Source organism: Azomonas agilis, from assembly GCF_007830255.1.
GTDB classification, from domain to species: Bacteria; Pseudomonadota; Gammaproteobacteria; order Pseudomonadales; family Pseudomonadaceae; genus Azomonas; species Azomonas agilis.
In genome coordinates, this window is the sequence record NZ_VLKG01000015.1 from 24,912 (window position 1) to 51,149 (window position 26,238).

At 50.8% G+C, this 26,238-nt stretch carries 26 protein-coding genes; 10 read left to right on the forward strand and 16 right to left on the reverse strand.

Annotated elements, in window-relative coordinates; genetic code table 11:
• Positions 1 to 27: 27 nt before the first annotated feature.
• Both LX59_RS14530 and LX59_RS14535 read left to right on the forward strand, forming a co-directional pair.
• Entirely contained in the window at positions 28 to 588 is a 561-nt protein-coding gene (locus LX59_RS14530; RefSeq protein ID WP_144573167.1) for a peptidylprolyl isomerase, read from the forward strand.
• Positions 589 to 745: 157 nt separating this feature from the next.
• Positions 746 to 2,710 carry a diguanylate cyclase domain-containing protein gene (locus LX59_RS14535; RefSeq protein ID WP_144573169.1) on the forward strand — a complete coding sequence of 655 codons (1,965 nt, stop codon included), beginning with the start codon at positions 746 to 748 and terminating at the stop codon, positions 2,708 to 2,710.
• Positions 2,711 to 2,714: 4 nt separating this feature from the next.
• Here LX59_RS14535 and pbpG read toward each other — a convergent pair whose 3' ends face one another.
• Complete coding sequence (gene pbpG / locus LX59_RS14540) at positions 2,715 to 3,644, reverse strand: D-alanyl-D-alanine endopeptidase (RefSeq protein WP_144573171.1); 930 nt, start codon at positions 3,642 to 3,644, stop codon at positions 2,715 to 2,717.
• 144 nt (positions 3,645 to 3,788) lie between these two features.
• Between pbpG and LX59_RS14545 the strand changes: the two genes are divergently transcribed.
• Both LX59_RS14545 and LX59_RS14550 read left to right on the forward strand, forming a co-directional pair.
• Positions 3,789 to 5,774: a metallophosphoesterase family protein gene (locus LX59_RS14545; RefSeq protein WP_246118777.1), complete on the forward strand. Its 1,986-nt coding sequence runs from the start codon at positions 3,789 to 3,791 to the stop codon at positions 5,772 to 5,774.
• Positions 5,775 to 5,924: 150 nt separating this feature from the next.
• Positions 5,925 to 6,419, forward strand: a complete 495-nt coding sequence (locus LX59_RS14550) for an SgcJ/EcaC family oxidoreductase (RefSeq protein ID WP_144573175.1) — start codon at positions 5,925 to 5,927, stop codon at positions 6,417 to 6,419.
• A gap of 184 nt (positions 6,420 to 6,603) precedes the next feature.
• Here the strand turns inward: LX59_RS14550 and LX59_RS14555 are convergent, their stop codons facing one another.
• From LX59_RS14555 to LX59_RS14600, 10 genes are read right to left on the reverse strand one after another with little or no spacing between them, the layout of a single operon-like run.
• Positions 6,604 to 6,837 carry a FeoC-like transcriptional regulator gene (locus LX59_RS14555; protein WP_246118778.1) on the reverse strand — a complete coding sequence of 78 codons (234 nt, stop codon included), beginning with the start codon at positions 6,835 to 6,837 and terminating at the stop codon, positions 6,604 to 6,606.
• Positions 6,837 to 9,143 carry a Fe(2+) transporter permease subunit FeoB gene (gene feoB / locus LX59_RS14560; RefSeq protein WP_144573177.1) on the reverse strand — a complete coding sequence of 769 codons (2,307 nt, stop codon included), beginning with the start codon at positions 9,141 to 9,143 and terminating at the stop codon, positions 6,837 to 6,839. Before feoB ends, LX59_RS14555 begins: the two co-directional genes overlap by 1 nt.
• Positions 9,143 to 9,367, reverse strand: a complete 225-nt coding sequence (locus LX59_RS14565) for a FeoA family protein (protein ID WP_144573179.1) — start codon at positions 9,365 to 9,367, stop codon at positions 9,143 to 9,145. The genes feoB and LX59_RS14565 overlap by 1 nt, the downstream gene beginning before the upstream one ends.
• 50 nt (positions 9,368 to 9,417) lie before the next feature.
• Positions 9,418 to 9,666, reverse strand: a complete 249-nt coding sequence (locus LX59_RS14570; RefSeq protein WP_144573181.1) for a FeoA family protein — start codon at positions 9,664 to 9,666, stop codon at positions 9,418 to 9,420.
• Between the two features lie 19 nt (positions 9,667 to 9,685).
• Positions 9,686 to 11,800, reverse strand: a complete 2,115-nt coding sequence (locus LX59_RS14575; RefSeq protein WP_144573183.1) for a heavy metal translocating P-type ATPase — start codon at positions 11,798 to 11,800, stop codon at positions 9,686 to 9,688.
• Between the two features lie 2 nt (positions 11,801 to 11,802).
• Entirely contained in the window at positions 11,803 to 12,336 is a 534-nt protein-coding gene (locus LX59_RS14580) for a YtxH domain-containing protein (RefSeq protein ID WP_246118779.1), read from the reverse strand.
• The gene (locus LX59_RS14585) at positions 12,320 to 12,664 is read right to left on the reverse strand and encodes a hypothetical protein (protein WP_144573185.1); all 345 of its coding nucleotides are present in this window, start codon (positions 12,662 to 12,664) and stop codon (positions 12,320 to 12,322) included. The genes LX59_RS14580 and LX59_RS14585 overlap by 17 nt, the downstream gene beginning before the upstream one ends.
• A 5-nt stretch (positions 12,665 to 12,669) precedes the next feature.
• Positions 12,670 to 12,960, reverse strand: coding sequence for a hypothetical protein (locus LX59_RS14590; RefSeq protein ID WP_144573187.1), 291 nt, complete (start codon positions 12,958 to 12,960; stop codon positions 12,670 to 12,672).
• Position 12,961: 1 nt separating this feature from the next.
• Positions 12,962 to 13,657, reverse strand: coding sequence for a ferritin-like domain-containing protein (locus LX59_RS14595; RefSeq protein ID WP_144573189.1), 696 nt, complete (start codon positions 13,655 to 13,657; stop codon positions 12,962 to 12,964).
• Positions 13,644 to 14,018, reverse strand: coding sequence for a hypothetical protein (locus LX59_RS14600; protein WP_144573191.1), 375 nt, complete (start codon positions 14,016 to 14,018; stop codon positions 13,644 to 13,646). Before LX59_RS14600 ends, LX59_RS14595 begins: the two co-directional genes overlap by 14 nt.
• 485 nt (positions 14,019 to 14,503) lie before the next feature.
• On the opposite strand from LX59_RS14600, the gene LX59_RS14605 reads away from it, so the two are divergent.
• The gene (locus LX59_RS14605; protein ID WP_144573193.1) at positions 14,504 to 14,719 is read left to right on the forward strand and encodes a hypothetical protein; all 216 of its coding nucleotides are present in this window, start codon (positions 14,504 to 14,506) and stop codon (positions 14,717 to 14,719) included.
• Between the two features lie 109 nt (positions 14,720 to 14,828).
• Here the strand turns inward: LX59_RS14605 and purU are convergent, their stop codons facing one another.
• Positions 14,829 to 15,680 (reverse strand): formyltetrahydrofolate deformylase, encoded by an 852-nt coding sequence (gene purU / locus LX59_RS14610; protein ID WP_144573195.1) that lies wholly within the window; start codon positions 15,678 to 15,680, stop codon positions 14,829 to 14,831.
• A gap of 286 nt (positions 15,681 to 15,966) precedes the next feature.
• Between purU and mvaT the strand changes: the two genes are divergently transcribed.
• Positions 15,967 to 16,347, forward strand: coding sequence for a histone-like nucleoid-structuring protein MvaT (mvaT, locus tag LX59_RS14615; RefSeq protein WP_144573196.1), 381 nt, complete (start codon positions 15,967 to 15,969; stop codon positions 16,345 to 16,347).
• Between the two features lie 64 nt (positions 16,348 to 16,411).
• Here mvaT and sbcB read toward each other — a convergent pair whose 3' ends face one another.
• Genes sbcB through LX59_RS14630 form a run of 3 tightly spaced genes read right to left on the reverse strand, consistent with a single transcriptional unit; the run spans position 16,412 to position 18,622 of the window.
• The gene (gene sbcB / locus LX59_RS14620) at positions 16,412 to 17,860 is read right to left on the reverse strand and encodes an exodeoxyribonuclease I (protein WP_144573198.1); all 1,449 of its coding nucleotides are present in this window, start codon (positions 17,858 to 17,860) and stop codon (positions 16,412 to 16,414) included.
• 11 nt (positions 17,861 to 17,871) lie between these two features.
• Positions 17,872 to 18,195, reverse strand: a complete 324-nt coding sequence (locus LX59_RS14625; RefSeq protein ID WP_144573200.1) for an RnfH family protein — start codon at positions 18,193 to 18,195, stop codon at positions 17,872 to 17,874.
• On the reverse strand, positions 18,188 to 18,622 hold the full coding sequence (locus LX59_RS14630) for a type II toxin-antitoxin system RatA family toxin (protein ID WP_144573202.1): 435 nt from the start codon (positions 18,620 to 18,622) through the stop codon (positions 18,188 to 18,190). Before LX59_RS14630 ends, LX59_RS14625 begins: the two co-directional genes overlap by 8 nt.
• A gap of 152 nt (positions 18,623 to 18,774) precedes the next feature.
• Here LX59_RS14630 and smpB point away from each other — a divergent pair, with 152 nt between their 5' ends.
• The gene (gene smpB / locus LX59_RS14635) at positions 18,775 to 19,257 is read left to right on the forward strand and encodes an SsrA-binding protein SmpB (protein WP_144573204.1); all 483 of its coding nucleotides are present in this window, start codon (positions 18,775 to 18,777) and stop codon (positions 19,255 to 19,257) included.
• Here smpB and LX59_RS14640 read toward each other — a convergent pair.
• Positions 19,254 to 20,054: an FCD domain-containing protein gene (locus LX59_RS14640; protein WP_144573206.1), complete on the reverse strand. Its 801-nt coding sequence runs from the start codon at positions 20,052 to 20,054 to the stop codon at positions 19,254 to 19,256. The two genes, smpB and LX59_RS14640, sit on opposite strands and share 4 nt — an antisense overlap.
• 271 nt (positions 20,055 to 20,325) lie before the next feature.
• On the opposite strand from LX59_RS14640, the gene LX59_RS14645 reads away from it, so the two are divergent.
• From LX59_RS14645 to LX59_RS14655, 3 genes are all read left to right on the forward strand, one after another.
• Positions 20,326 to 21,993 carry a lactate permease LctP family transporter gene (locus tag LX59_RS14645; protein ID WP_144573208.1) on the forward strand — a complete coding sequence of 556 codons (1,668 nt, stop codon included), beginning with the start codon at positions 20,326 to 20,328 and terminating at the stop codon, positions 21,991 to 21,993.
• Positions 21,994 to 22,069: 76 nt separating this feature from the next.
• A complete protein-coding gene (gene lldD, locus LX59_RS14650; RefSeq protein WP_144573211.1) occupies positions 22,070 to 23,212 on the forward strand; it encodes an FMN-dependent L-lactate dehydrogenase LldD in 1,143 nt (380 codons plus the stop codon).
• A gap of 82 nt (positions 23,213 to 23,294) precedes the next feature.
• A complete protein-coding gene (locus tag LX59_RS14655) occupies positions 23,295 to 26,102 on the forward strand; it encodes an FAD-binding and (Fe-S)-binding domain-containing protein (protein WP_144573213.1) in 2,808 nt (935 codons plus the stop codon).
• Positions 26,103 to 26,238: the final 136 nt, after the last annotated feature.

Consider the following 26,238-nt stretch of genomic DNA (forward strand, 5'->3'; position numbering starts at 1 on the left):
TAGGTTCGTGGAGATACACTCTTGGTCATGCTCAAAACCCTTTTTATTAGCCTGTGCAGCTTATTACTCAGTACTCAATTATGGGCAGAATCCCCAAATCCACACGTCATCCTAAAAACCGACTTAGGGGAAATTGAGATTGAACTGGACGCAAAACGAGCGCCCATCAGCGTCAAAAACTTCCTTCAGTATGTAGATAGCGGCTTTTACGATAACACCCTATTTCACCGTGTGATTCCCGGATTTATGGTGCAAGGAGGCGGCTATAACGAACAACTAGAACTAAAAACTCCCAGCGCACCGATCAAAAACGAAGCCAACAATGGTTTGCATAACGTGCGAGGCACGGTAGCGATGGCGCGCACTCAGGCAGCGGACTCGGCCACTAGCCAGTTTTTCATCAATCATCGGGACAACAACTTTCTCGACCAAGGCCCACGTGGCCCAGGTTATGCCGTGTTCGGACGTGTAGTGCGCGGTATGACCGTAGTAGACCAAATTGCCCAAGCGCCTACGGAGCGGCGCAGCATTCAACTGCAAAATATCCCCCGCGATCCGATACGGCTTATTTCTGCCCGCCGACGCTAAAAATATTCTGGCAAACTCAGAAAAAACTCCCTTATCTTCATGCATCAAGGCATATTTTCGGGTAAAAATTCAATACTACGGCCCTATCAAAGGACATACTTTGAAGAAATGCCCACTTTGGCTCTGCCGATCCGCTTACTATTACTACATCCTTTTGATGTTGCTCAGCCACTCGCCCCTAGTTTGGGCCGTAGAGCCACCGCTGGAGCTAGGACGGGTTAGCCTGCAACTGAAATGGACACACTCGTTTCAATTTGCAGGCTACTACGCCGCTAAAGAATTAGGATTTTATCGACAGCTAGGGCTGGATGTAGAAATCCTAGAAGCCTATCCCAACCAAAATACTGATCCTGTCGAACAGGTAATCAGCAATAAAGCCCAATACGGAGTGGGCTCTAGTAGCTTGCTGTTATCCCGTCATGCCGGAAAGCCCGTTGTCGCTTTAGCCGTTATTTTTCAACACTCGCCCTTGGTGCTGATCAGTCGCCAAGACTCAGCCAACCAATCCATCCATTCGTTGGCAGGCAAACGCTTGATGCTGGAACCCCATGCGGATGAGCTATTGGCTTATCTGCGCTTATCTGGGATTTCACCCGAGCAGTTAACAGTGCTTCCCCACAGTTTTAATACCACAGACTTGGTGGAGGGGCATACCGATGCTATCTCAGCCTACATCAGCCACGAGCCCTATTACCTCACTCAAGCGGGTTTACCCATACAAATCTACACCCCCAGAGCCAGCGGAATTGACTTTTATGGGGATAACCTATTTACCAGCGAACATGAATTGCATAACTACCCAGATCGGGTACACGCCTTTCGTGAGGCCAGCTTAAAGGGTTGGCAATACGCGTTGCAGCATCCTGAAGAGATAGCACAACTGATTCAGGATAAATACACTCAAGAACACAGCCTTGATTTTTACCGCTACCAAGCCTTCCAAATGGGCTTTTTACTGCAATCTGAGTTGATTGGTTTAGGCTACATGCATGCAGGTCGCTGGCAACACATAGCCCAAGTTTATGCTGATTTAGGCCTACTGCCCCAAAATTTTGATTTGGACGGCTTCCTCTACGAATCGAAAATCCTATCCCCCGATCCTACTTGGATTTACCTTGGCACCCCCTTGGCCCTTTTAGCCTATGGCTTGGCACTCTACACTTGGAACATCAATCGTCAGTTAAAAAGCAGCTTAGAGCACAGTATTGAGGCTGAACGCGCATTACGTTTAAGCGAAGAACGCTACCGACTGGTAGCCGACAATGCGGGAGACGTTATTTGGACGCTGAACCTAGCGGGCCACTGTACTTACGTCAGCCCTTCAATTTTAAAACTGCGCGGCTACACAGCCACTGAGGCATTGCAACAGCAGCTTGACCTTCTACTCTGCTCCGATCCCCAAAGCCCAAGCCGGATAATGCTAAACCAAGCCTTAGCCCAACTGAATGCAGGTCAAGGCGGCGATAATCTGCGTCTGGAATTACGGCAAATCTGCCAAGATGGTAATAGTATTTGGACAGAGACCACCTGCTCTAATATGTTCAACCAGACAGGCCAACCCGTTGGTCTACTCTGTATCACCCGTAACATCACCGAGCGTCGCCATATAGAGGCTCAACTTCGTCATATGGCACGCCATGATCAATTAACCGGCTTACCCAACCGAGCGTTTTTTAGCGAACATTTACAGCAAGCCTTAACCCAAGCCCATCAAAGGCAACATGCGCTGGCCGTTCTGTTTCTCGACTTCAATCACTTTAAGCCCATTAACGACAACTATGGACACGAGATAGGCGACCTGCTTTTAAAAGAAGCAGCCAAACGCATGCAAAACTGCCTCATCGCCCCGGACACTCTGTCCCGCATCGGCGGTGATGAATTCGTCATCCTGCTTACTGAAGTTGAAGATGAGCAAAAAGCCCATCAAACCGCGCAAAAACTCCACTTAACCTTGGCGACGCCCTTTTTTCTCCAAGGCCATGTGTTAAAGACTTCATGCAGTATCGGTATTGCATTGTATCCTGAGCATGGCTGCAACGAGCTCGATCTTTGCCGGTACGCAGATCAAGCTATGTACCAAAAAAAACGCGATCGGACTGATGTTCCCTCCCAGCCCATGTAACCCCTTAGCGCTCACTGACCCGTCGAGCGGTCATAGGGTACAAACGCTTCAGCTTTTGTTGACGGTAGCTGCGTAACTCGGGGCTTAGAGTCGAAATTTTCCCTGTTTCTACCCAACGTCTTAAGCGGTTCGCATCGGCAAAACGACTGGACTTCCCTAAAGAGTCCAACAACACAATGGCCATGGGGCTACGCCCTATCTCAGCAACCATCACCAGACAATGACCGGCATCATCGGTAAATCCTGTTTTGCTTACTTGAATTTGCCAATCACCATTACGCACCAAAGGATTGGTGTTGAAAAAACTCTGGCTGTAATTAGGGGAGCGGAAATGTACGTCATCCGTTACCGTGGTACTAAGCTCACGAATCAGTGGATATTGGCGTGCTGCCCTCAACATCGACACTAAATCGCGGGCCGTCGAGGTATTTTTAGCAGACAACCCCGTAGGCTCAACGAAACGACTTTTGCGCATACCCAGCGCCCTTGCCTTAGCATTCATAGCCGCCACAAACGCTTTATGTCCTCCCGGATAATGGTGGGCCAAACTGGAAGCTGCCCGATTCTCTGAAGACATCAAGGCCAAACGCAGCATTTCCAGCCGAGTTACTTCACTGTTTACCCTAACGCGGGAAAACACCCCCTTTAACTCCTGAGTGTCCTTGATTTGTACCGGGAGTTGCTGATTCATCGGTAACTGAGCATCCAGTACCACCATGGCTGTCATCAGCTTAGTAATGGACGCAATGGGTAGCACGACATCAGGGTAACTGGAAAAAACCTCTCGCCCGCTGGCCAGATCCACCACCAAAGCACTGACCGAGGCCAGCTCTACGGAAGGGGGTATGCTTTGAGCCTGTACATCAGAGATTCGAACCACCATCAGCAGCCCAACCAGTAGACTGCCAAAGACAACGGATATTTGAGAGCGCATGTAACAGACTCACGCCAATGTGAAATATAAAGTTATATTTTAATTCAAAGTATTCAAAGGGATAAAGTTGCCTAATCCAGATTACCAGCGAATCTACATCCCTTATTCCTACCTTAAATCAATACATCCAACACTAAGGACACCATGACGGATAACCAGCATTCGAGGCCGCCTGTGAGCTCTGATACATCCACACAGGAATGCAAGGATCTTCCCCCAGTTTTAGCTGGGCCCATACTCAGACGCTCAGAGCCGAAGCGCTTGGTATTATGGCTTTTAGCCAGTCGCCCCCTCTCCCTGCAATTACACCTTAGCTACAAGCAACACTTTCAAGATCGCGTGGAGTACCAGCTTACGCTGGATACTGACCGTTGCCAGCAAATTCCGCTGGGACAGCACGCTTGGTTGCATCTAATTGAGGTTCACTTAGAGCGTCCTTTACCTCAGGATGAGGTTATTGAATACGACTTAGAAATTCTTGACTCAGAACCTCATAGCCTCATCGCCCAATGGGCTCCTCATCTTCTTTACCCCGGCCAACAGCGCCCAAATTTTTGCCTTAGAAGTCGCGTCGATCACCTGCTTCACGGGTCTTGCCGCAAACCACATCATCCCAGTGGGGATGGCTTACTTCAGGTAGACCGCATCTTATTTGAGCACCAGCACCATCCCCAAACACGCCCCGCTTTATTGATGATGAGTGGTGATCAAATTTACGCCGACGATGTAGCAGGCCCTCTGCTGGCAGCCATTCACGAATTAATCGCCGTACTGGGCTTATACGATGAGTATCTAGAGGGTGCCTGCATCCATACCAGTCAAGCACTGTACCAACATCCGGCCAGCTACTATCGGCGGGAAGATTTACTACCGGCTTATCAATCCAGCGAGGAAGTCCGAGAGCGATTTTTCGGCGGTGTACGCAAACCTATTTTCACCACCGCTAACGCCCATAACCACTTGATTAGCCTTGCCGAAGTCATTGCCATGTACTTGCTGGTATGGTCTCCCATACCTTGGCAATTGATTTCACAACGCCCCCCTCAATTACCTAAAAAATTGCAGCACCAATATCAACAAGAACAACAAGAGATACAGCGTTTTGTATCCGGCCTGCCTCAAGTGGCTAGAGCCTTGGCACATATTCCCTGCTTAATGATTTTTGACGACCACGATGTCACTGATGATTGGAATCTTTCCGCCAGTTGGGAACAAACGGCGTACCAACACGCCTTTTCCCGACGAATTGTGGGCAATGCCTTGCTGGGGTATCTGCTGTGTCAAGGCTGGGGTAATGCTCCTGAGCACTTCACATCAGACCTTAAAGCCGTCAAAACACTGTTTTCTACCCAAGATGGGTATTTAAATCAGTCCGCACAGGATCAATTAGTGGATCGTTTACTGAAGGTTAAACACTGGCATTACAGCCTTCCCACTCAACCTCCGATCATCGTCTTAGATACCCGCACCCGACGTTGGCACGACGACGACTATCTTTCACGCCCTTCCGGACTGATGGACTGGGAAGCCCTGTGCGAACTACAAAATGAACTCTTGGATCAACCCAACGCCATTATCATTTCCGCGGCTCCCATGTTTGGGGTCAAGCTGATTGAAGCGGTACAAAAGATTTTCACCTGGGCAGGCTATCCCCTACTGGTTGATGCCGAAAACTGGATGGCTCATTCTGGGGCCGCTAAGGTGATGCTCAACATTTTTTGCCACTCACGCACCCCAGCTAATTACCTGATCCTCTCTGGAGATGTGCATTATTCTTTTACATACCAAGTACTGATCCGACGGCGTGATCTGGAAGGCCCGCATATTTGGCAAGTGACCAGCAGCGGAATCAAAAATGAATTCCCAACCCGATTATTGGCCTGCTTCGATCATCTAAACCGCTGGCTCTACTCTCCCCGCTCGCCACTCAACTGGTTTACTAAGCGCAGACGTTTAGAAGTAAACCCATGCCCCCCAGACTCAGCCCCCTCAGGGCGGCGATTATGGAACCAAGCAGGTATAGGCCAAGTACACCTTGATACTGAAGGTTGCCCTATCCAGATACACCAGTGCAACACGGACGGCACCAAAACCAGTTTCATACAAAATATTTCAAAAAAATGTCATTAGAATAACGAAAAGGCCCTATGCATAGGGCTTTTTCGCATAGGGAATAAGTTTATGTACTAAGCAGAAAAGAATTGAAAAGAATTATTCTTCGTAGCAAGAAGGTGGGCTCGATAGCATCAGCAAGAAACACGCCCTCCTCATGAGAAAGACATGAAAAAATCGAAGCAACTTGCAGCTCTTTTGACTGGCCTCAGTTTTTCCTTAGTTTTTTCTGCACAGCTATCCGCAGAAACAAACCAACAAAACACTGTGCCTCAATGCAAGCAAGCCTCTCAGGAAGAGATCGCCCAACTGTTTGACCGCTGGAATGCGGCACTACAAACAGGCAACCCAGATACTGTTGTAGAACGCTATGCAGAACAGTCCATTTTATTACCTACTGTATCCGGTAAAGCACGCCTAACTCCGGCGGAGAAAAAGGATTATTTCGAGCACTTTTTGGCTAAAAAACCCGTAGGTAAAATCGACCACCGCCAAATCCAAGTGAGCTGCAACACGGCTGTGGATACCGGGCACTACACCTTCACCCTAAAAGATGGTGATAAAACCCAAGAGGTCGCCGCTCGCTACAGTTACGCTTATCAATGGAACGGCAAAGACTGGTACATCATCAGCCATCACTCGTCTGTCACTCCAAGCCATTGATATAAATTCTTTTTTAGCACTAGAAACACTCAAAGCCGCTCTCTTGTAGGGCGGTTTTTTTATGCTAATGCTCCTCCCTTAACTCAAACTTAACATTGGAATTAGATATTCGGCCCAACAATGTATTTTTATACCGACAAGCTGCGCCCATTAAAAAAGGCCGGAAATTCCGGCCTTTTTTAAATTAGGGTGCTGAATCTACCCACTCGTAAATCACTAACGTCGCTGGATTGCAGCTACAACAGGGTTTATTACAACTTGTACCCTCTGGAAGCTTGCGGGCTCTGCCTTTACGCTCCAGATGCTGCAACATGGGCTCAACGGCTTCGGGCGTGCTGTTCAGCGCATGGGCAAGATCCACTAAACTGGCTCGGCCTTGTTGACGTAAGGTCTCATTCAGCGCTGAAAGCATGCTCATTAGATTTCCCCTTTCACTTTATTGAAGCTCAAAATATTTTGAGCTTCCCGATGCCCTGCAAACCAAAGCATAACAAAGGCTAATACAAAGCCCGCTGACATGCCTAACGTCCACAACAGTGAGCTAAAGGGATGCTTGGCCCAGGTAGCGATCTGATAAAAGAGTGTTGCCAAGCCATAAGCCACCCCAGTGGTCCAAGCAGCCACAAAAGCAGTCCAACGTCCACCGGCTTCCTGATAGATAGCCGCAGTAGCTGCGGTACAGGGAAAGTAAAGCAAGATAAACAGCAGATAAGCAAAGGCCCCCGCCATACCGTCAAAACGCTCTACCATCGCCCCGAAGGTGCCTGAAGTCACTTCATCGCCTAGGGTTTCCGACTGATCATCGGTAAGTCCTAGGGGATCAGCCCAATGCCCTAAAGCATCCACTAAATTCGCAGGAATCGTAGCAAAAGCCTCCGCTAAGGCAGCACCTAACGCAAAAGGTGTTTCCTCTGACGCATTGCCAGTCTCTTGAGCTGCCATAGCACCGTAGGTAGCACTCAGGGTTCCCACTACTACCTCTTTAGCCAAGATGCCGGTAAAGATACCCACCGCTGCGGGCCAATTTTCAGCATCTAAGCCAAAAGGAGAAAACGCTGGGGCCAGTACTCGCCCCGTTGCTGCTAATACGGAGCTTTCGGTATCTTCATGACCAAAGGTGCCGTCCGTTCCAATGGAGCCTAATACGTTCAGCACCAATACCATCGGCACAATGACGCGCCCTGCACGGAAGATGAACCCCTTCAGGCGCGACCACGTATGGATCAATACCCCTTTCAAGGTCGGGAGGTGATAAGGCGGTAACTCCATGATGAACGGAGTGGCATCACCCTCTAACAGCGTCTGCTTCAGCACCAGACCGGTCAGAATGGCGATCAGAATACCGATCAGATACAGACCGAAAATGATGTTTTGCCCACTCTCAGGGAAAAACGCGGCCACAAAGAGCACATAAACCGGCAGACGTGCACCGCAGGACATAAAGGGGGTCATGGCAATCGTCATTAAACGATCGCGCCGATGCTCTAAAGTTCGGGTTGCCATAACTGCTGGGACGTTACATCCAAAGCCCACAATCAGCGGTACAAAGGATTTCCCCGGCAAACCGACCCAGCGCATAAAACGATCCATCACAAAGGCAGCTCGGGCCATATAACCCGAGTCCTCTAGCATGGACAAAAATAAATACAAAAAGCCAATTACAGGAACAAAGGTCAAAATAACCTGAATACCACCGCCAATGCCCTGTGCCAGCAAAGCGGTTAGCCAATCGGGAGCACCTAACCCCGTCAGTAACTCACCAAAACCATCTACTAATAAAGCAGCTGCGGCTAGATCAAAAAAGTCGATAAATGCCCCACCAATATTGATGGTGAACATAAACATTAGGTACATCATTAAGAAGAAAATCGGGATACCCAATATCCGATTGAGAACTACACGATCCAGTAAATCAGAAATGTCCCGAGTCACACGCCCTGAGTGAGTTACCGTAGCACCCGCCATACGGTTGGCAAAGCCGTAACGGGCATCGGCCACCATAATATCCAAGTCATCGCCTAATTCGGCTTTTAGCTTAATGGCTAAGTCTTGAGCCTCTGCGCTGGCAACTGTACGGGCCAGATCATCCCCCTCCAGTAAACGCACCGCTAACCAGCGTGAGGAGAGTTTTTCGGTGGGAAGTTTGGGCGCTAATTGGGTGACAGCTTGTTCTAATGAGTCTTCGTAGGTAATGGTCAAGCTGGAACGTACAGGCTGTTCTAAGGCTTGTTGAATAAAACCTTTTAGATCCTCTATCCCTTTACCTACCGATGCCACGATCGGAACCACCGGACAGCCCAACTGGGCCGACAACTGAGCAGGCTCGACCTTCATGCCTTTGGCATCGGCCACGTCCACCATATTCATTACGACTAGTAGAGGTACCTGCATTTCACACAACTGGGTGGTCAAATACAGGTTACGTTCTAGGTTAGCTGCGTCTACGATGTTGACGATAAGGTCTGCTTCATTTTCGTGCACATAGTCGCGGGCGACTCGCTCATCCAAAGAGACCTCATGCTCCACCACATCTAATGAATAGGTGCCGGGTAGATCAATAACTTCGACTAAAACATCACCCCGGTGGTATTCGCCACTTTTGCGCTCTACGGTTACGCCGGGCCAATTACCTACTTGCTGTTTTGAACCGGTCAGCGCATTAAAAAGGGTGGTTTTTCCACAGTTCGGATTGCCTACAAGCCCTATAGTATAACGCCGTGTCATTACAGCCGCTCCACTGTCAAGGCCTCAGCCTCTGCCTTGCGTAACGAAAGCGCAAAGCCACGCACTTTAATTTCAATCGGATCTCCCATAGGGGCGACACGGGTTACACTCAGCTCAACACCCGGGGTTAATCCCATAGACAGAAGTTTGCGCCGGTAAGCACTACTGCCCTCACTAAAACCGACAACCCGGGCACGATCACCCACCGACAGGTTTTTCAACATTGGTGTTCCTCACTTGCAACGGATGGGCTACCAAAAAGCCCCGGTGATTTTCACACTGGACAAACCAGAATCTTACTTGCCATACCAAAACCTAGGGCAAAACGGGTTTCTCCCCGCGAAATCACCAGCCCACCGGCTCCTTGGCGCTGGCGAACCCAGATTTCACTACCCACATTGAGACCCATTTCAGTCAGGCGTTTGGTTAAACTAGCACCTCCCTGTAGGGAAATGATACGCACTGCGGTATCTTCGCTAGCCATAGCTAGGGGAAAACCCGACGTCTGGGATGTCGTGCTCATGTAGTGGAACCTCACAGTTCTAATGGGCGATTTCTTTAGTCTTTCTGGAGTACCGAGGCAATCCGGCTCCCACCAAAGCCCTAAGTAGGATGGCAATGGTGGTTCCATTATGCAGCATAGAGGCGGAAACGGGTTTTAATAATCCGAAAGCAGCCGCTGTTAATATGCTGGTATTCAATCCCAGAGTCAGATTGAAATTGGTGTTTATCAAACGCTGAGTCGATAAAGCCAAGGCTCTGGCCTCAGCCACCAAAGAAAGATCATCTTCCAGCAGGGTGACATCCGAAGCCAGACGCGCAATATCTGCCCCATTATGCATGGAGATGCCCACTTGAGCACCTGAAAGGGCCGGTGCATCATTAACGCCATCGCCGATAAAAGCAATCTGTGCCCCCTGAGCGGCAAGTTCTTGTAACACACCGGCCTTTTCATGGGGCAACAAACCGGCTTTGAAATCATCCAAGCCCAAATCCTCGGCTAGGGCTTTAGCCCGCTCGGGATGATCGCCCGTCAACATGATGAGGCGCTTAACGCCCAAGGTGCGTAAACGCTTCAGAGTTGCCGCTGCATTGGGACGCTGGGTGTCTTTTAGAGCCAATACACCAATCAGTTCGCCACCAAAGCCGATGTACAGCAGCGTTTTCCCTTCCTGATTTAGCCGATTAATCACTTCAGCATGGGCTTTAGTGGAGATGCCTTCATCATCCTCAATAAAATGCCGTGAGCCCACCAAAATACGCTGACCATCAATGACGCTGGCCACACCGTGGGCAACAATGAACTCCACCTCTTTGTGATTGAAATGTTGATGATGCTTAAGCTGTCTCGCCGCCTCCACCACAGCCAACGCGAGCGGATGAAAATAATGTTCCTCCACAGAAGCAGCCAGATTGATCAAATCTTCTGAGCTGTAGCGGGTGGAAAAGGTGATGGAGTCCGTGACCTGCAACAAGCCGCTGGTTAAGGTGCCGGTCTTATCGAACACAAAGGTATCAGCGGCGGCTAAACGCTCTAAAGCCGTTGCGCTCTTAACCAGAATACCCGCCTGTCCTCCCTGATACATGGCAGATTTGAAGGCTACCGGCGTAGCCAACTTCAGCGCACAGGAATAATCCGCTTGCAATACCGCGCTGGTTCGCTCCCAGTCTCGGGAGAATAACCAAGTCACTCCGGCTAATCCCAGCACCATAGGCACTAAACGGTCAGCTAACTGAGCAGCCTGAAGTTGCGTAGTGCTTTTAGCATCCAGCGATTGCTCGACGAAATCGGCAATTCGAGCCGCCGCTGCGTGGCTCCCCACTTGCTCGGCATAAATCCGAATACGTCCTTCCTCGACTAAGGTTCCCGCCAAGACACGGTTTTTGCGGCGGCGAACAACAGGCACACTTTCGCCGGTCATGGTCGCTTCATTGACCAAAGCCTCACCGCCCAAAACCGTGCCATCCACGGGGATTACTTTTCCCGTCGATGCAATAACGATATCACCTACTTGAAGATCGCGAGCTTCTACAGTCACCTCTTGGCCATCGCGCTCAACCCAAACCTCTCCGGTATCGGGGCGCAGCAGTTGCTTGAGCAAATTATCCGAACGTCGCTCAATGGAATGCTCCAAATACTCGCCCAAGGCCAGTAAAAACGAGGTGGTATTCGCCGCTAGAAAGTCTTTACGTCCGATAGAGATAGCAACGGCCAAAGCCTCTAACACATGGGAGGTAATGCCTTTATTGATGAAGTTTTCCGTTGCCTCACTAAACAGCGGTATCGCGGTTAGCAGCGCTAAGGGTGCGCGTAAAGAAGGTTGAATACTACGGGTAGCTAAAAGTGTCGCTGCACTTAAAGCCACTCCACCCAACAAAGCATCCTCCGTTTCTGCCTTAGGCGCATGCTGGGTACGAACAGGTGGCTTAAGTGCCAAAATGGCAGCGCCCAGTTGTTCTACTGTGGTTTGCTCAGGCTCAAACTCAACAACCAGCATATGGATGGCCGAGTTCACCCGTACCGAACGAACACCCTTTAAAGCACCAATCGCCTGTTGAATAGCCACCGCCGTCCGAGGAGCACCACATTGATAGCTGTAACGGATGCGCTGGCCGGTAGCGTGTTTTCGCTCAAGTCGGGAGAACCAGACCGCCATAATCAAATACCTCCGTTCTGCTCGGCATCCAATTCGGCACGAACGTCAGCCACTTGCTCCTTTAACTCTTCTAAGCCACCCATCAGGCCCGAATAAAGCTTTAAGCCTGTTTTTAATAACTTATTGCGCAACTCTTCATCGGTTAAAACCCAAGCAGCGGCACCACCAATCACCAAGCCCAGTAAGAATTGCTCGGTATGTCGAGACCGCAGTAGATTTGGCAATCCCTGTAGTAGGCCTGCATCCAAACCCGCTGCATTCAAGTAAGCGGCCGTAGGATCAGGATTTTGCGCCCCACCTAATCCAGCGTTTAGGCCAGCCATACCCGGCTGATTAAAAGCAGGGCCTGCTCCAGCAGGCGCACCGGCATAGCCGTAGCCTGTTGCAGCCGGATTTGGAGTCGCCATACTGGGCTGTTGGGATGCAGCTAAGTCTGCTGGTGGATAACCATAGGCTGTATAGGGAGTACCGGCAGGGATTCCCTGTCCCATGTACGCAGCGGCGGGGGGCGGGTTCTTTTTACGCTTCTTGGCCATTGATCAACTCCGGAGCAGAGGTAGAAGATTCCTGTAATAAACGCTCGACGGCCAATACACTAGCCGCGCCTAACGCGGTAGCCAGTACTGCGCCCAAGTAGTTGCCTTGCTTCACGGCAATGGCTGCATGAGTACCGGCTGCTAGAGCAGCACCACCTTGTAAGGCATGGCGTAACACACGTTTAAATTGCTTGGGTGAGCTAGGCACCCTCTGCTCTTGAAAGGCCGATAAACAAGCAGTAGCGATAAAGCCACGCGTAAAGCTGCCATCGCTCTCAAGGCCTTGGACTTTAGAACGCGCAGGATAGGCAGAGTTTGGAACATACATCGCTTTTACTCCTTAGTCTTAGGCTCAGCAGTGGGCGGTATCAGCGCTGGCTGAACCGAAGCGGGTACGGCCAAATCCTTTTCCATAGGCTCACCAGCATCTATGACGGGATCTGGCTCTAAGCGAGCCCTTATTTTATCGGACACCTTAGACACACCCTCTAAACCAGAGCGTGTAGCCTCCCGTAACTGATCTTGAACCTTATCTAAAGCCTCTTGAGAGGTTTTAGTTTTAAACAAACGCACAGCCACAACACCCGTTGCAATACCTAAAACAAAAGGGATAAGCGGTAACATGTTACGACTCCTTCCGGCCTAACCCGGTTTTTTTCTTGAGCAGATAGACACCAGCTCCGCCTACTACCAGTCCACTCAATAGAGCGGGATGGCTATTGCGCAACAAGGGACTGACCAAACCCAATACCCCGCCTCGTCCAACCATCTGGGCCAAAGCGCGCTCCAATAAATCAGAAAAAGGCCCATGCTTTACATAGGCTTGCTGAGGCGGAATTCCCATAGCCGCATGGTAACGCTCCTGCTCTAAAGCACTGAGGGCCGCTTCGCGAAATGCAGGTAAATGCTGCTCATACGAGGCCGCCTGCAAATTCAGAAAAACCTGCCGAACATCTGGCTCTGCTACTGTTGTCAATAACTGCCCATACAGACGTATATTAGCTATCTCACCGGCTATAGCCCTATTACAGTTCGCTAGCCATGTGGGCTCAAGGGTAGTTTCTGCGGGAAAAGGATCTAAAGGACGTGCAATCCCTAACCGCGTACAGAGATTAGACAAAGCCTCTATATGGCGCTCTTCTGAAGCCAATATGTTAGAAAAAGGAGCACGAGCACCAAACCCCTCCACTACCCGAGCATAAAAACTACGCGCAGCATACTCATCAAACAGAGCAATACGCACCGCTTGATGTACGAGCGGATAAGGAGCTTGCGGGTTTAGCATCCGGCTTCGCAAAATTTGTTCATCATAATTTTGCATGTACAACCTCCTGATAGCTGTCGTACAAATGAGTTATTAGAAGCTGAGCTGCTGTAGAGTCCTTACTAGCCAATAAATCCCCCCATGCCTCAGAAGGAATTATCTTAGGGTCGTACTCCAGTACGCAGGATCGCGCTAAGGGATTTACCCGTACAGAACGCACTCCAAGGGTGCGCTCTAATAACTGCGTCAACAGATTAATGCACTCTAGCCACTCATCGGAGGATAAGCCCGCTAATGAAAGAGTGGTATCCAGTTTTAAACGAACCCTACCCGGCACTTGATGAGCAATCCGCACGGCAGCCAAGCCTGCCTGCCATTGTCCGCTCTGCCAAAGCGCTAGGAGTCTGCTATCTAGCATAGCTCCCCCTCCTTAAAACCAACCTCAGACTATGCTCAGTAACACCCGAAAACTCAGCGCTCTATAATGGTTTTATATATACCATAAGGACACAAAGGCCACATGACCTACATCTCAATAAGCGCCTATTCTGCTCAATCTTCTTCACCCAAGAACCCCTTAACTAAAAATATGACTTGGCTACGGCGATGACCCACCCCAAAGCCATTGAAAGGTTCAGCTTTATTCAAGATTAAATTTACATCTTCTTACCTGACGAAAAGCTTATAAAGTAGTAAAATCCTTCCATGCATATGTCAGAAGCTCATCTTAAATACGCATTAAGAAGGAAACACCTCATATGCAACCTCAGCAATACAATGCATGAGCATTTTTAGCCAATGCCTCTTCTCTCCTTTTGCGTATATAAAAATAGCCGTAATCAAAGTCTGTCGCCGCTTAATGCTCAGGCTTTTTACATCCATAAGCACAACATAGGTTAAATTGTGACTAAAGACGAACTGCGAAACGAGCTTGAGCGCCAAGCTCAACGCTATCAAAACCTTTATGGTGGTGATGTAACTTTATATGCCGCCCAGCCCGATCCTGAGCGTAAACCTTGGCGTAAACGCGCAAGCTTATTAGATAAAGCCTTCCAGAAGGAGCTGGAGAAAATTGAAAAGGAAAAAGAAAAATCGGCTGCACAAACGCACCAAGATTAAACATCAGGTGTTATTCGTTACCTAGGGTAAGAATGGCGATGACCAAAATACTCCCAGCCATTCTTATCCTCATATCTTGTTGAATGATCCAAGCTAGCGCTAATAGAGCTTAGTCAAATACAACCGTTTTATTGCTATGCACCAGTACCCTATCTTCCAAGTGATAACGCACCCCGCGCGATAAAACCATTTTTTCCACATCCTTACCTAAGCGCACCATGTCTTCAACACTATCACGATGACTAATACGCACTACATCCTGTTCAATAATGGGGCCTGCATCAAGCTCCTCGGTAACATAGTGACAAGTTGCTCCGATCAACTTAACACCCCGCTGAGCTGCTTGATGGTAGGGTTTAGCACCCACAAAGGAGGGTAAGAAACTATGATGTATATTGAGAATACGCTCGGCAAACTCCTGACATAAAGCCGAAGGTAGAATCTGCATATAACGCGCCAATACAATGCAGTCTGCATCATGCTCACGCACCAACTGAGTCACGCGGTTAAATGCATCCTCTTTACACCCAGCCACGACAGGAACATAGAAATAAGGAATGCCATGCCAAGCCACCATACTGTGCAAATCATCGTGATTGGAAATAACACAGGGAATATCGCAATCTAACTCTCCACTGTGCCAACGGTGCAATAAGTCGGCTAAACAATGGGATTCTCGGCTGGCCATCAAAATTAATTTTTTGCGCTGAGCCGAATCGGAAACCCACCATTGCATAGAAAACTCTCGAGCAATGGGAGAAAAGGCTTGCTTAAACCCCTCTAAATCGAAGGGTAATGAATCTGCCCGAATTTCGTGGCGCATAAAAAACCAGCCACTTTGAGTATCTGAATGGTGGCTTGCTTCGGTAATCCAACCATTGTAAGTGGCTAAGAAATTGCTCACCTTAGCCACAATACCTACTCGGTCAGGGCAGGCAATAATCAGCCTGAAAGTACGCATTTAATAGAAACCTCACCCATAAAAATGCCCCATTCTAGCGCACTCTCACAGATAAGGCATTTGTAGCCTAGAACTGCGTTAGAAAAACTGCTTTCACCCATTAGAGGGTATATAAAGCTCAGGCTTAGGCATTACAAATATCCAAGATTTTTGGTTATTAGATAAAGAAATCTCTGGCAACTTCTTAACCAAGAACTTTATATAGCTCCAACATTTACTTATTCTGTAGACCTATTTATTATCGTAGCTGGCCTAGCGGCCCCTTTAAAAACACAGGTGATTAATTATGTCTATTGTTAATGAATACCGCTCAACAGAAGAAGAAATCAAAAAACTTCAAGAGCGCCTGAAGCAATTATCCCAAGATAGCAAGCTGCAACAAGAGCTTGAGTTTGAAGATAAACTACGCACCCTAATGGGCGAGTATCAAAAATCGCTGCGTGACATCATTGCCTTGCTAGACCCTGATTCTCGTCTAAACAAACAACCTGCTGTTGCTAAAGTAGTTACCACTACAAAACGAGCACGCCGCGTTAAACAGTACAAAAATCCACACACCGGTGAAGTGATTGAAACTAAAGGGGGCAACCACAAAACCCTCAAAGAGTGGAAAGCAACTTGGGGTGCCGATACTGTTGAAGGTTGGGCTGCGGTACTCGAAGCTTAACCCTATGGGCTTATCAATCCAGCAAAACACTGGATTGCTTTAAGCTGTTCCACTACCACTGGAGTTATTTCAGATCAGGCTTAGGAAAATAGGCAGCGCGTAACTGCTGCCCATAGTTGCTCCACTGTTTTAATAGCTCAGCTTCAGTTGTTGTTAATGCAGTAGCCTGTAATTCATGAACAGCTTGCTCAAAAGCATCCAGTGTTATTGGTGCCCCCGCTTTAGGATCACTCAGGCGCGCTTGGCAAAACTGCAGCCACCTCTGATGTTCTGCTTTAGTAAGGCTGTCTGGTAGATTTCTGGCTCGATAGCGAAACAGTAATTCGGGTAAACGAGCATCCTCAAAAGCATATTGGGAGCTTATTAGACTGTTCGGGGCTCCCCGACGGATTTGATCACATAACCGTCGGTCTGCAGAGCCTAAAAAACCCGAATAAAGTTTTTGTTCAGGATCGGAAACAGACTCTAGGATGGAGTCTCCGATATAAAGCTCTGCTAACTTGGGTTGCCATACCGAAGCAGCCTCTCGCACGGCCTGCGCTCGCTGCATGCAAAGCTTTAGATCAACCCCTAACTCTATAGCGCGCTCGTTACTCAGTACAGATAAGGGGGCTAACATGGGACAGCGGTTGATGTAAGCTAACTTTAAAGGTACGGGTAACTCTTCTGCCTCTAAATCACTGTAGCGTTGGTATAACCGCTGCTTTAAAACCTCAACAGACTCCTCCAATAAAGGCTGGGGATCCTTCATTAAGTCGCACAAAATAACTGCATTACGATTCGTCGGATGCCAAGCTAAAGGTAACACTAAGGACAGGTAGCGGCGCTCCGCAGAAAATCGCCCCGATGTATGTACTAGCGGCGTAAGTAGACTAATCTGTTTAGCAACCTGCGCTTTATGGCGTAAAGCGTAGTAATAGGCATAAAGCTTAGGCTGGCGCGCACGAATTAAACGCGCCAAGGCCAAAGTAGCACGCACATCGGATAAGGCATCATGGGCTTGGTCATGTTCTAGGCCATTGGCTGCACTCAGATGTTCCAGCTTTAAACTAACGCGCCCTTCCACTTCCGGCCACTGAATGCCCTCGGGACGCAGCGCACAAGCTGCCCGCACTAAGTCAATCAAATCCCAGCGGCTATTACCTCCTTGCCACTCACGGGCATAGGGATCGTATAGATTGCGGTATAGACTATAACGCACTACTTCATCATCAAAACGCAGGCTGTTATAGCCCAGGCTACAGGTACCCGGTCTGATTAACTCATCGTGCAAACGGGCCATAAACTCAGCCTCAGGCAATCCCTGAGTCTTGAGCCGTTCGGGCGTGATACCTGTAATCAAACACGCCGCTGGATGAGGTAAGATGTCGTCTGATAGCTGGCAGTACAGGTTTAAAGGAGGCTCTATTTCCTCTAAAGCTTCATTGGTGCGCACGCCTGCAACCTGCATAGGGCGATCACGACTCGGTTGTATACCTGTAGTCTCGAAGTCATACCAAAATAGGGTATTCATTGAGGATTTTCCTACACAGCTTGTGGGCCTACGGGGCGCTTTTTCAAAATAGGATTACGAACTGCTCGCTGCTTACGAATTTCTTTAGGATCAACCCGTAACGGGCGATACAGCTCAAGGCGGTCTCCATCTTGAACGCAATAATGCTCAGGCTTAATCAGACGACCAAAGACCCCAAAAGCACAGCCCTCCAGACTTTGATTAGGAAGGTGTTGCACCACCTGTGATAGATGCACAGCCTCCAAAGCCGTAGTGCCTGAAGAAAGACGCAAAGCACACAGCCATTGCTGTTCTGGAAGGGCATACACCACTTCAATGTGAACGGGGTTATCCATAGAGCTGCTTGGCCCGCTCACAAAAAGCATCTACCAGCGTATTGGCCGCATGGTTAAATAAAGGCCCTAGTGTTACTTTGACCAAAGGCCCGGCATAATCGAAGGTTAAATCCAAGCTAATTTTGCAGGCTTGATCGTTTAAGGGTTTAAACTCCCAAATGCCTTGTAACTGACGGAAGGGCCCTTCCTCAAGCTTCATCTCAATGCGTTGACCGGGGATAAGGGTATTAGAGGTCACAAAGCGCTGACTTAAACCCGCCTTGCCCACGGTCATACTGGCACGCATCTGAGTTGGCGTTTGCAGAAGAACTTCACTGGCAGAACACCAAGGTAAAAACTTGGGATAGCTGGCCACATCATTGACCATGTCAAACAAAGCTTGTGCTGGATAAGGCAGCAAGGCAGAACGGTGAATATGGGTTGTCATCTATGGATCACTTTGTTGCAGGCCGGTTAATCTCAGCACCCACGGCAGAGCCATCAGCACCCGATGCCGATATTGTCCGGGATTCTTCCCTGCCTCTCAAGCATCCTTCCGCCTAGGTAGCTCAAGCCCTTTATTCTCCAAGACAGATTTTTATGGCTAAACAAAAGAAACACCCTTCAGGAACCATCGCTCTCAATAAAAAAGCACTGCATGATTACTTCATTGAGCAGAAGTTCGAGGCAGGTCTTGCACTGGCTGGCTGGGAAGTAAAAAGCCTAAGGGCTGGCAAAGCGCAGTTAGTAGACTCTTACGTTTTACTCAAAGACGGCGAAGCTTGGCTACTGGGGAGTCATATCACACCACTGACTACCGCCTCGACCCATGTGATCGCTGACCCAACGCGTACCCGCAAACTGCTGCTGCATAAACGTGAGTTAGGTAAGCTGTTTGGTGCAGTACAACAAAAGGGCTACACCTGTGTGGCCCTATCCCTGTACTGGAAAAAACACCTGATTAAGTGCGAAATTGCACTGGCTAAGGGCAAGAAAGAATTCGACAAGCGTGACTCTGAGCGTGAGCGCGATTCGGCCCGTGAGATTCAGCGAGCCATACGCAATAAGGGAAAGGAAGACTAAAGCTCCCGCCCTCCTTTGGCTAAGCGCCCTCCCGTTGTCTGACGACGCTGGGCGCGGGCCAAACGATGCGCTTCTTCAATGCCTTCAGCGAGAACTTCCTTAACGTAGTCAATATGCTGATTGGAAACCTCCCGCGCCCGCTCTGGATCACGCTCCATAATGGCCTGATAAAGAGCTTTGTGCTGTCGCATCAGCATATCCCGAGTTTCTTCACGCAAGGCATACATCCCTCCGATGTTGGTGGTTACATTGCGCTTTAATAGGTCAAATAAGCCTCGAATCGTATGCAGCAACACCGCGTTATGGCTGGCTTCTGCAATCGCTAAGTGAAAGCGAGCATCGGCGGCTCCTTCTTCGGTGCGACAGATGTTCAAGTGCTGAGCATAACAATCTTGCAAACGCTCAAAGGCTTCTGTCAGACGCTGGAGATCCACCTCGGTGGCTCGCTGCGCTGCATAGTAGGCACAAGAGCCCTCTAAAGTATGGCGAAACTCCAACAGGTCACGCTGGGCCTCGGGGTTTTTTTCCAGTAGATGCAACAATGGATCGCTAAAGGTCGAGCCCAGTACCTCAGATACAAAGTTACCGCCCCCTTGACGGCTGACCAGTAACCCCTTAGCCACTAGCTTCTGAATTGCCTCACGCAATGAGGGGCGAGATACACCAAATTGTTCGGCCAAGGCGCGCTCGGCGGGCAGGCGATCACCCGCCTTAAATGAGCCTTCCAAAATCATAGCCTCTAATTGAGCCACGATATCATCCGACAAACGGTGCTGCCGGATCTGTCCAAACCCCATTTCGTTCATCCTCTTTAAGTTTTTGGCTGCTGTTAGGGTCTAACACGCCTTTTTGTCGAACGCTCCCCTGAAACAATGGGGACGCTGCATTGTGCCATGAACTTCCTCCTTCTTCGGATACTCGACCAAGGTCTGGCCAAAAGAGGTTTGACAGAAAAGTCTCTAGGCTTTTACTCTGGGCTACCCGGATTGTAAATTGGTCTTACCAATTTTTTCAAGACCGCCATAATTCCGGCCTACTCACTCCAACAACAATCAGGGAGCCACCCCAATGCAAACCTGGCAACAGCTCTATACCCCGCTCGGCAGTCTTTGGCTGTCCGCATTAGTTGCTTTAATTCCCATTGTGTTTTTCTTCTTGGCTTTGGCTGTATTTCGCCTGAAAGGTCATGTGGCTGGCACCATTACTCTGGCGTTGTCTCTAGCCGTGGCCATCTTGGCTTTTGGTATGCCGGTGGAAATGGCGGCGGCGGCGGCAGGCTATGGCTTTGCCTATGGCCTGTGGCCCATTGCTTGGATCATTGTGGCGGCGGTATTTCTCTACAAACTCACCGTAAAAAGCGGTCAGTTTGAAGTCATTCGCAGCTCGGTACTGTCCATTACCGATGACCAGCGCTTGCAGGTGCTGCTGATTGGCTTCTCCTTTGGAGCCTTTCTGGAAGGTGCGGCCGGCTTCGGTGCGCCGGTGGCTATTACAGCCGCACTGCTGGTCGGTTTGGGCTTTAATCCGCTGTATGCCGCTGGCCTGTGCTTGATCGCTAACACCGCACCGGTAGCCTTCGGTGCACTGGGTATCCCGATCATTGTCGCTGGACAGGTTACAGGTATTGATGCCTTTAAAATCGGGGCTATGACCGGTCGTCAACTGCCTATCCTATCGGTCATCGTGCCGTTCTGGCTGGTAGTGATGATGGATGGCTGGCGTGGTGTGAAAGAGACTTGGCCTGCCGCTCTGGTAGCCGGTGTCAGCTTTGCCATTACCCAGTACTACACCTCTAACTACATTGGCCCAGAACTGCCGGACATCACCTCAGCACTGGTCAGCTTGGTCTGCCTGACGCTGTTCCTGAAAGTCTGGAAACCTACCCGCGAAGTGGATCTGGTGCCCAATGCTGACGGTACAGCCAGCCTGAAGCCCAGCACGACCGAGCCTTGCCCTTACTCGGCCGGTCAAATCTTTAAAGCTTGGTCACCCTTCCTGATTTTGACTGCACTGGTCACCATCTGGACGCTGAAACCCTTTAAAGCCCTATTTGCTGCAGGCGGTGCTTTAAGCGACCTCGTTCTCCAGATTCCAATTCCTAATCTGGATAAACTGGTGGTAAAAGTCGCACCTATCGTCACCGATCCAACGCCTATTTCGGCAGTATTTAAATTTGATCCGCTATCAGCGACTGGCACCGCGATTTTCATCTCGGCGCTGATTTCCATGATGGTACTGCGCATCAATTTTAAAACTGGTATTACCACTTTAAAGGATGTATTCATCGAGCTGAGATGGCCGATTCTGTCCATTGGTATGGTGTTAGCCTTCGCCTTTGTCACCAACTACTCGGGCATGTCTACCACACTGGCTCTGGTACTGGCCGGTACGGGCGCGGCTTTCCCCTTCTTCTCGCCCTTCTTGGGTTGGTTGGGTGTGTTCCTCACCGGTTCCGATACTTCGGCGAACGCGCTCTTTGGTTCTCTGCAAGCCACGACCGCGCATCAAATTGGCGTGAGCGACACTCTGTTGGTGGCAGCCAATACCAGCGGCGGCGTGACCGGCAAGATGATTTCGCCCCAATCCATCGCTGTAGCTTGCGCGGCGACCGGTATGGTGGGTAAAGAGTCGGATCTATTCCGCTTCACCCTGAAGCACAGTCTAATCTTCGCCACCATGGCCGGCTTGATCACCTTGGCACAAGCCTATGTGTTCACTGGCATGTTGGTGCACTGATCGCTTTAAGTGTCTTGGATGGGAAGGCTCTTAAGGGCCTTTCCAGCCTCATCCTCCCGTCGAGGTCTGAAATTCCATGATTATTTCTGCATCTACTGATTACCGCGCCGCCGCTCAACGCCGACTGCCGCCCTTCCTATTTCACTACATCGACGGCGGCGCTTACGCCGAATACACCCTCAAGCGCAACGTCGAAGACCTGTCCGAAATCGCCCTACGCCAGCGCGTGCTGCGGGATATGTCTGAGCTGAATCTGGAAACCCAGCTCTTTAATGAGCGTCTGTCCTTACCTATCGCTTTAGCCCCTGTCGGTCTGACTGGCATGTATGCGCGTCGGGGTGAAGTACAGGCAGCCAAAGCAGCAGCGGCTAAAGGCGTGCCCTTTACGCTGTCCACCGTTTCCGTGTGTCCGATTGAGGAAGTAGCGCCTGCGATCGACCGCCCCATGTGGTTTCAGCTGTATGTGCTGAAAGATCGTGGTTTTATGAAAAATGCCTTGGAGCGCGCCAAGGCCGCCGGTGTCACCACACTGGTGTTCACCGTAGACATGCCTACCCCCGGCGCTCGCTATCGGGATGCCCACTCCGGTATGAGCGGCCCTTACGCACCGGCGCGGCGTATTCTGCAAGCCATGACCCATCCCTTCTGGGCGTGGGATGTAGGCCTGCTCGGCAAACCCCACGATCTGGGCAATATTTCCACCTATCGCGGCAATCCCACCGGCTTGGCGGACTACATCGGTTGGCTGACCAATAACTTCGATCCCTCCATTTCTTGGAAGGATTTGGAGTGGATTCGTGATTTCTGGGATGGCCCCATGGTGATCAAAGGCATCCTTGATCCTGAAGATGCTAAAGATGCGGTGAAATTTGGAGCCGATGGCATCGTGGTTTCTAACCACGGCGGCCGCCAGCTAGATGGCGTACTCTCCAGCGCCCGTGCCCTGCCCGCCATTGCCGATGCGGTAAAAGGCGACCTGAAAATCCTCGCTGACTCCGGCATTCGCAACGGGTTAGACGTGGTACGCATGTTAGCCCTAGGTGCGGATACCGTGATGCTGGGCCGAGCTTTTGTCTACGCACTGGCCGCCGCCGGTGGAGCTGGCGTGAGCCACCTGCTGGATTTGATCGAGAAAGAAATGCGTGTGGCTATGGTGCTGACCGGTGCCAAAACCATCAGCGACATTACCCGCGACTCATTAGTACGCGCCGGCATCTGACCTGATCGACCCTTAGTTTTTACATAAAAACCTGACGGGCTGTCCCAAGGCAGCCCGCGACTACTGATGATGGAGCCTGCCCATGAGCCTGCCCGCCGCGTTCCTTACCGAAGTGCAGCGCCTAATTCCTGCCGAGCGCCGCTTTGATGACCCCCTGTCTACCCTCGCCTTTGGCACCGATGCCAGCTTCTACCGCCTGATTCCCAAACTGGTAATCCGAGTAGAATCCGAAGCCGAAGTAATCGCCCTGATTAAACTGGCTCAAGCTGAACAGGTGCCCATCACCTTCCGCGCTGCCGGTACCAGCCTGTCCGGTCAAGCCGTCACCGACTCGGTATTGATCGTCCTTGGCGAGCATTGGAATGGCCGCGAAGTTCGGCATAAAGGGGCACAAATCCGCCTACAACCGGGGGTAATCGGCGCACAGGCCAATGCGGTACTGGCTCCCTTAGGCCGCAAGATCGGCCCTGATCCGGCTTCTATTGGCGCGGCCAAAATTGGCGGCATCGTCGCCAACAACTCCAGCGGCATGTGCTGCGGTACGGCGCACAATACTTATCACACCTTAGCGGGTATGCGCTTAGTACTGGCTGACGGTACTTTATTGGATACTGAAGACCCCCAGAGCGTGGCCATCTTCCGTCAAATCCAAGCCCCTCTGTTAGCACAGCTGGCCGAACTGGGCAGCCAAACCCGTGCTAATACTGAATTAGCCGCGCGCATTCGCCACAAATACCGGCTGAAAAACACCACCGGCTTGTCGCTGAATGCTCTGGTGGACTACGACGATCCGCTGGATATCCTGACCCATCTGATGGTCGGCTCCGAAGGTACGCTCGGCTTTATCAGCGCCGTGACCTACGACACCGTGCCGGAGCATCCACACAAAGCCAGCGCCCTGATCGTCTTCCCCAGCGTTGATATTTGCTGCCGCGCAGTCACAGTGCTGAAAACCCAGCCCGTTTCTGCCGTAGAGCTGCTGGATCGCCGCAGTTTGCGTTCCGTAGAAAATAAACCCGGCATGCCCGATTGGGTACGCGGCCTCTCTGAAGGCGCGTGCGCCCTATTGATCGAATCCCGCGCAGCGACCCAAAGCCTGCTCCACGAGCAACTGGGCCAAGTCCGCACGGCTTTGGCGGAATACCCCGTCGAACAGCAAGTGGACTTCAGCGAAGACCCCAAGGTCTACAACCAGCTCTGGGCCATTCGTAAAGGCACCTTCCCCGCCGTCGGCGCAGTGCGTCCCACAGGCACGACAGTCATCATCGAAGACGTGACCTTCCCCGTCGAGCAATTAGCCGAAGGCGTGAACCGTTTGCTGGAGCTGCTGGACAAACACCGCTACGACGAAGCCATCATTTTCGGCCATGCGCTGGAAGGCAACCTGCACTTCGTCTTCACCCAAGGTTTTGACGATCCTGCCCAAGTGGCGCGTTACGATGCCTTTATGCAGGACGTGGCGCAGCTGGTCACCGTGGAGTTTGGTGGCTCACTGAAAGCCGAACACGGTACCGGCCGCAACATGGCGCCCTTCGTCGAGCTGGAGTGGGGCAAAGACGCCTATCAGCTGATGTGGCAGATCAAGCGCCTACTCGACCCCAAAGGCATTCTGAACCCCGATGTGGTGCTGTCTGAAGACCCGCAAATCCATCTGAAAAACCTCAAACCCATGCCTGCCGCCGATGAACTGGTCGACAAGTGCATCGAATGTGGTTTCTGTGAGCCGGTTTGCCCGTCCAATGGTTTGACCCTCACCCCGCGCCAACGCATCGTGATGTGGCGTGATATTCAAGCCAAAGAGCGCAGCCAAACCGACAACCAAGCCCTCAAAGCCGATTATCAATACCGAGGCATCGACAGCTGTGCCGCTACCGGACTGTGCGCCCAGCGTTGTCCCGTGGGCATCAATACCGGCGATCTGGTACGCAAACTGCGCAGCACCCAAACCCAAAGCCCTCGCCTAGCCCGCTGGCTGGCTGAGCACTTCGACACCGCCCTCAAAGGTTCGGTGTTGATGCTCAATTTGACCAATGCCGCACGCAAACTGATCGGCCAGCGTGCGCTGGAAAAAACCTCAGCCATTCTGAGCTGCATCAGTCGGGAAAAATTGCCACGCTGGACGCGCGCCATGCCGCAGCCCATTTCAGTGGTCAATCTCAGCAGCACGAATGCTTCTGAAAAGCCACGAGTCGTCTATCTGGCTTCCTGCGTTTCCCGCGCCATGGGCCCCAGTGCCACCGATCAAGAGCAAACGCCGCTGATCGATAAAACCCGCGCCCTGCTGGAGAAGGCCGGCTATCAAGTGGTCTTCCCCGATAACCTGAACAAACTCTGCTGCGGTCAGCCTTGGGCTTCCAAAGGCTATGCCGAACAGGCTGACCTTAAGCGCCAAGAGGTGCTGGAAGCCCTGCTTAAAGCCAGCCGTGGTGGACAAGACCCCATCTACTGCGATACCAGCCCCTGCACCCTGCGCTTGGTGAAAGACCTGAGCAACAGCCCGCTGGACATCTATGAGCCGGTGCGCTTTATCCGCAGTCATGTTCTGGATCGTTTGGAGATTACGCCGCAAGAAACCCCGATTGCCGTGCATGCCACCTGTAGCACCCAGCATTTAGGCCAAGCGGAAGCCTTGATCGAGATTGCCAAGCGCTGTGCCAAAACTGTCAGCGTGCCGGAAAACATCCACTGCTGCGGCTTTGCCGGTGACAAGGGCTTCACCACACCAGAGCTGAACCGCCATGCCCTGCGCACGTTGAAGGACAGCGTACAGGGTTGCACTGAGGGCATTTCCACCAGCCGTACCTGTGAGATTGGTTTGACCCGTGAAAGCGGCATCGACTACCACGGCTTGGTGTACTTAGTCGATCGCGTTAGCCGCCCTAAAAACTAAGGCTTTTGGGGACATCCTTTAAAAAAGGTACTTGTCCCCTTGAAAGAGCATGGATCATCCCCCATCTCTTACATAAGGCAATGACACCATGCACCATTTGGCGTACACTGCCTACCATTCAGCGCCCTTACCCGGG

What these genes read in the sequence shown, in the direction of transcription:
- LX59_RS14580 (WP_246118779.1), bottom strand. Translation starts at nt 12,336, where the DNA reads ATGGCCAAGAAGCGTAAAAAGAACCCGCCCCCCGCCGCTGCGTACATG.
- LX59_RS14545 (WP_246118777.1), top strand. Translation starts at nt 3,789, where the DNA reads ATGACGGATAACCAGCATTCGAGGCCGCCTGTGAGCTCTGATACATCC.
- LX59_RS14630 (WP_144573202.1), bottom strand. Translation starts at nt 18,622, where the DNA reads ATGACAACCCATATTCACCGTTCTGCCTTGCTGCCTTATCCAGCACAA.
- LX59_RS14570 (WP_144573181.1), bottom strand. Translation starts at nt 9,666, where the DNA reads ATGAGCACGACATCCCAGACGTCGGGTTTTCCCCTAGCTATGGCTAGC.
- LX59_RS14575 (WP_144573183.1), bottom strand. Translation starts at nt 11,800, where the DNA reads ATGGCGGTCTGGTTCTCCCGACTTGAGCGAAAACACGCTACCGGCCAG.
- LX59_RS14535 (WP_144573169.1), top strand. Translation starts at nt 746, where the DNA reads ATGTTGCTCAGCCACTCGCCCCTAGTTTGGGCCGTAGAGCCACCGCTG.
- smpB (WP_144573204.1), top strand. Translation starts at nt 18,775, where the DNA reads ATGGCTAAACAAAAGAAACACCCTTCAGGAACCATCGCTCTCAATAAA.
- LX59_RS14530 (WP_144573167.1), top strand. Translation starts at nt 28, where the DNA reads ATGCTCAAAACCCTTTTTATTAGCCTGTGCAGCTTATTACTCAGTACT.
- LX59_RS14550 (WP_144573175.1), top strand. Translation starts at nt 5,925, where the DNA reads ATGAAAAAATCGAAGCAACTTGCAGCTCTTTTGACTGGCCTCAGTTTT.
- LX59_RS14625 (WP_144573200.1), bottom strand. Translation starts at nt 18,195, where the DNA reads ATGGATAACCCCGTTCACATTGAAGTGGTGTATGCCCTTCCAGAACAG.
- LX59_RS14640 (WP_144573206.1), bottom strand. Translation starts at nt 20,054, where the DNA reads ATGGGGTTTGGACAGATCCGGCAGCACCGTTTGTCGGATGATATCGTG.
- feoB (WP_144573177.1), bottom strand. Translation starts at nt 9,143, where the DNA reads ATGACACGGCGTTATACTATAGGGCTTGTAGGCAATCCGAACTGTGGA.
- LX59_RS14600 (WP_144573191.1), bottom strand. Translation starts at nt 14,018, where the DNA reads ATGCTAGATAGCAGACTCCTAGCGCTTTGGCAGAGCGGACAATGGCAG.
- mvaT (WP_144573196.1), top strand. Translation starts at nt 15,967, where the DNA reads ATGTCTATTGTTAATGAATACCGCTCAACAGAAGAAGAAATCAAAAAA.
- LX59_RS14555 (WP_246118778.1), bottom strand. Translation starts at nt 6,837, where the DNA reads ATGAGCATGCTTTCAGCGCTGAATGAGACCTTACGTCAACAAGGCCGA.
- purU (WP_144573195.1), bottom strand. Translation starts at nt 15,680, where the DNA reads ATGCGTACTTTCAGGCTGATTATTGCCTGCCCTGACCGAGTAGGTATT.
- LX59_RS14590 (WP_144573187.1), bottom strand. Translation starts at nt 12,960, where the DNA reads ATGTTACCGCTTATCCCTTTTGTTTTAGGTATTGCAACGGGTGTTGTG.
- LX59_RS14565 (WP_144573179.1), bottom strand. Translation starts at nt 9,367, where the DNA reads ATGTTGAAAAACCTGTCGGTGGGTGATCGTGCCCGGGTTGTCGGTTTT.
- LX59_RS14655 (WP_144573213.1), top strand. Translation starts at nt 23,295, where the DNA reads ATGAGCCTGCCCGCCGCGTTCCTTACCGAAGTGCAGCGCCTAATTCCT.
- LX59_RS14595 (WP_144573189.1), bottom strand. Translation starts at nt 13,657, where the DNA reads ATGCAAAATTATGATGAACAAATTTTGCGAAGCCGGATGCTAAACCCG.
- LX59_RS14585 (WP_144573185.1), bottom strand. Translation starts at nt 12,664, where the DNA reads ATGTATGTTCCAAACTCTGCCTATCCTGCGCGTTCTAAAGTCCAAGGC.
- LX59_RS14645 (WP_144573208.1), top strand. Translation starts at nt 20,326, where the DNA reads ATGCAAACCTGGCAACAGCTCTATACCCCGCTCGGCAGTCTTTGGCTG.
- sbcB (WP_144573198.1), bottom strand. Translation starts at nt 17,860, where the DNA reads ATGAATACCCTATTTTGGTATGACTTCGAGACTACAGGTATACAACCG.
- lldD (WP_144573211.1), top strand. Translation starts at nt 22,070, where the DNA reads ATGATTATTTCTGCATCTACTGATTACCGCGCCGCCGCTCAACGCCGA.
- pbpG (WP_144573171.1), bottom strand. Translation starts at nt 3,644, where the DNA reads ATGCGCTCTCAAATATCCGTTGTCTTTGGCAGTCTACTGGTTGGGCTG.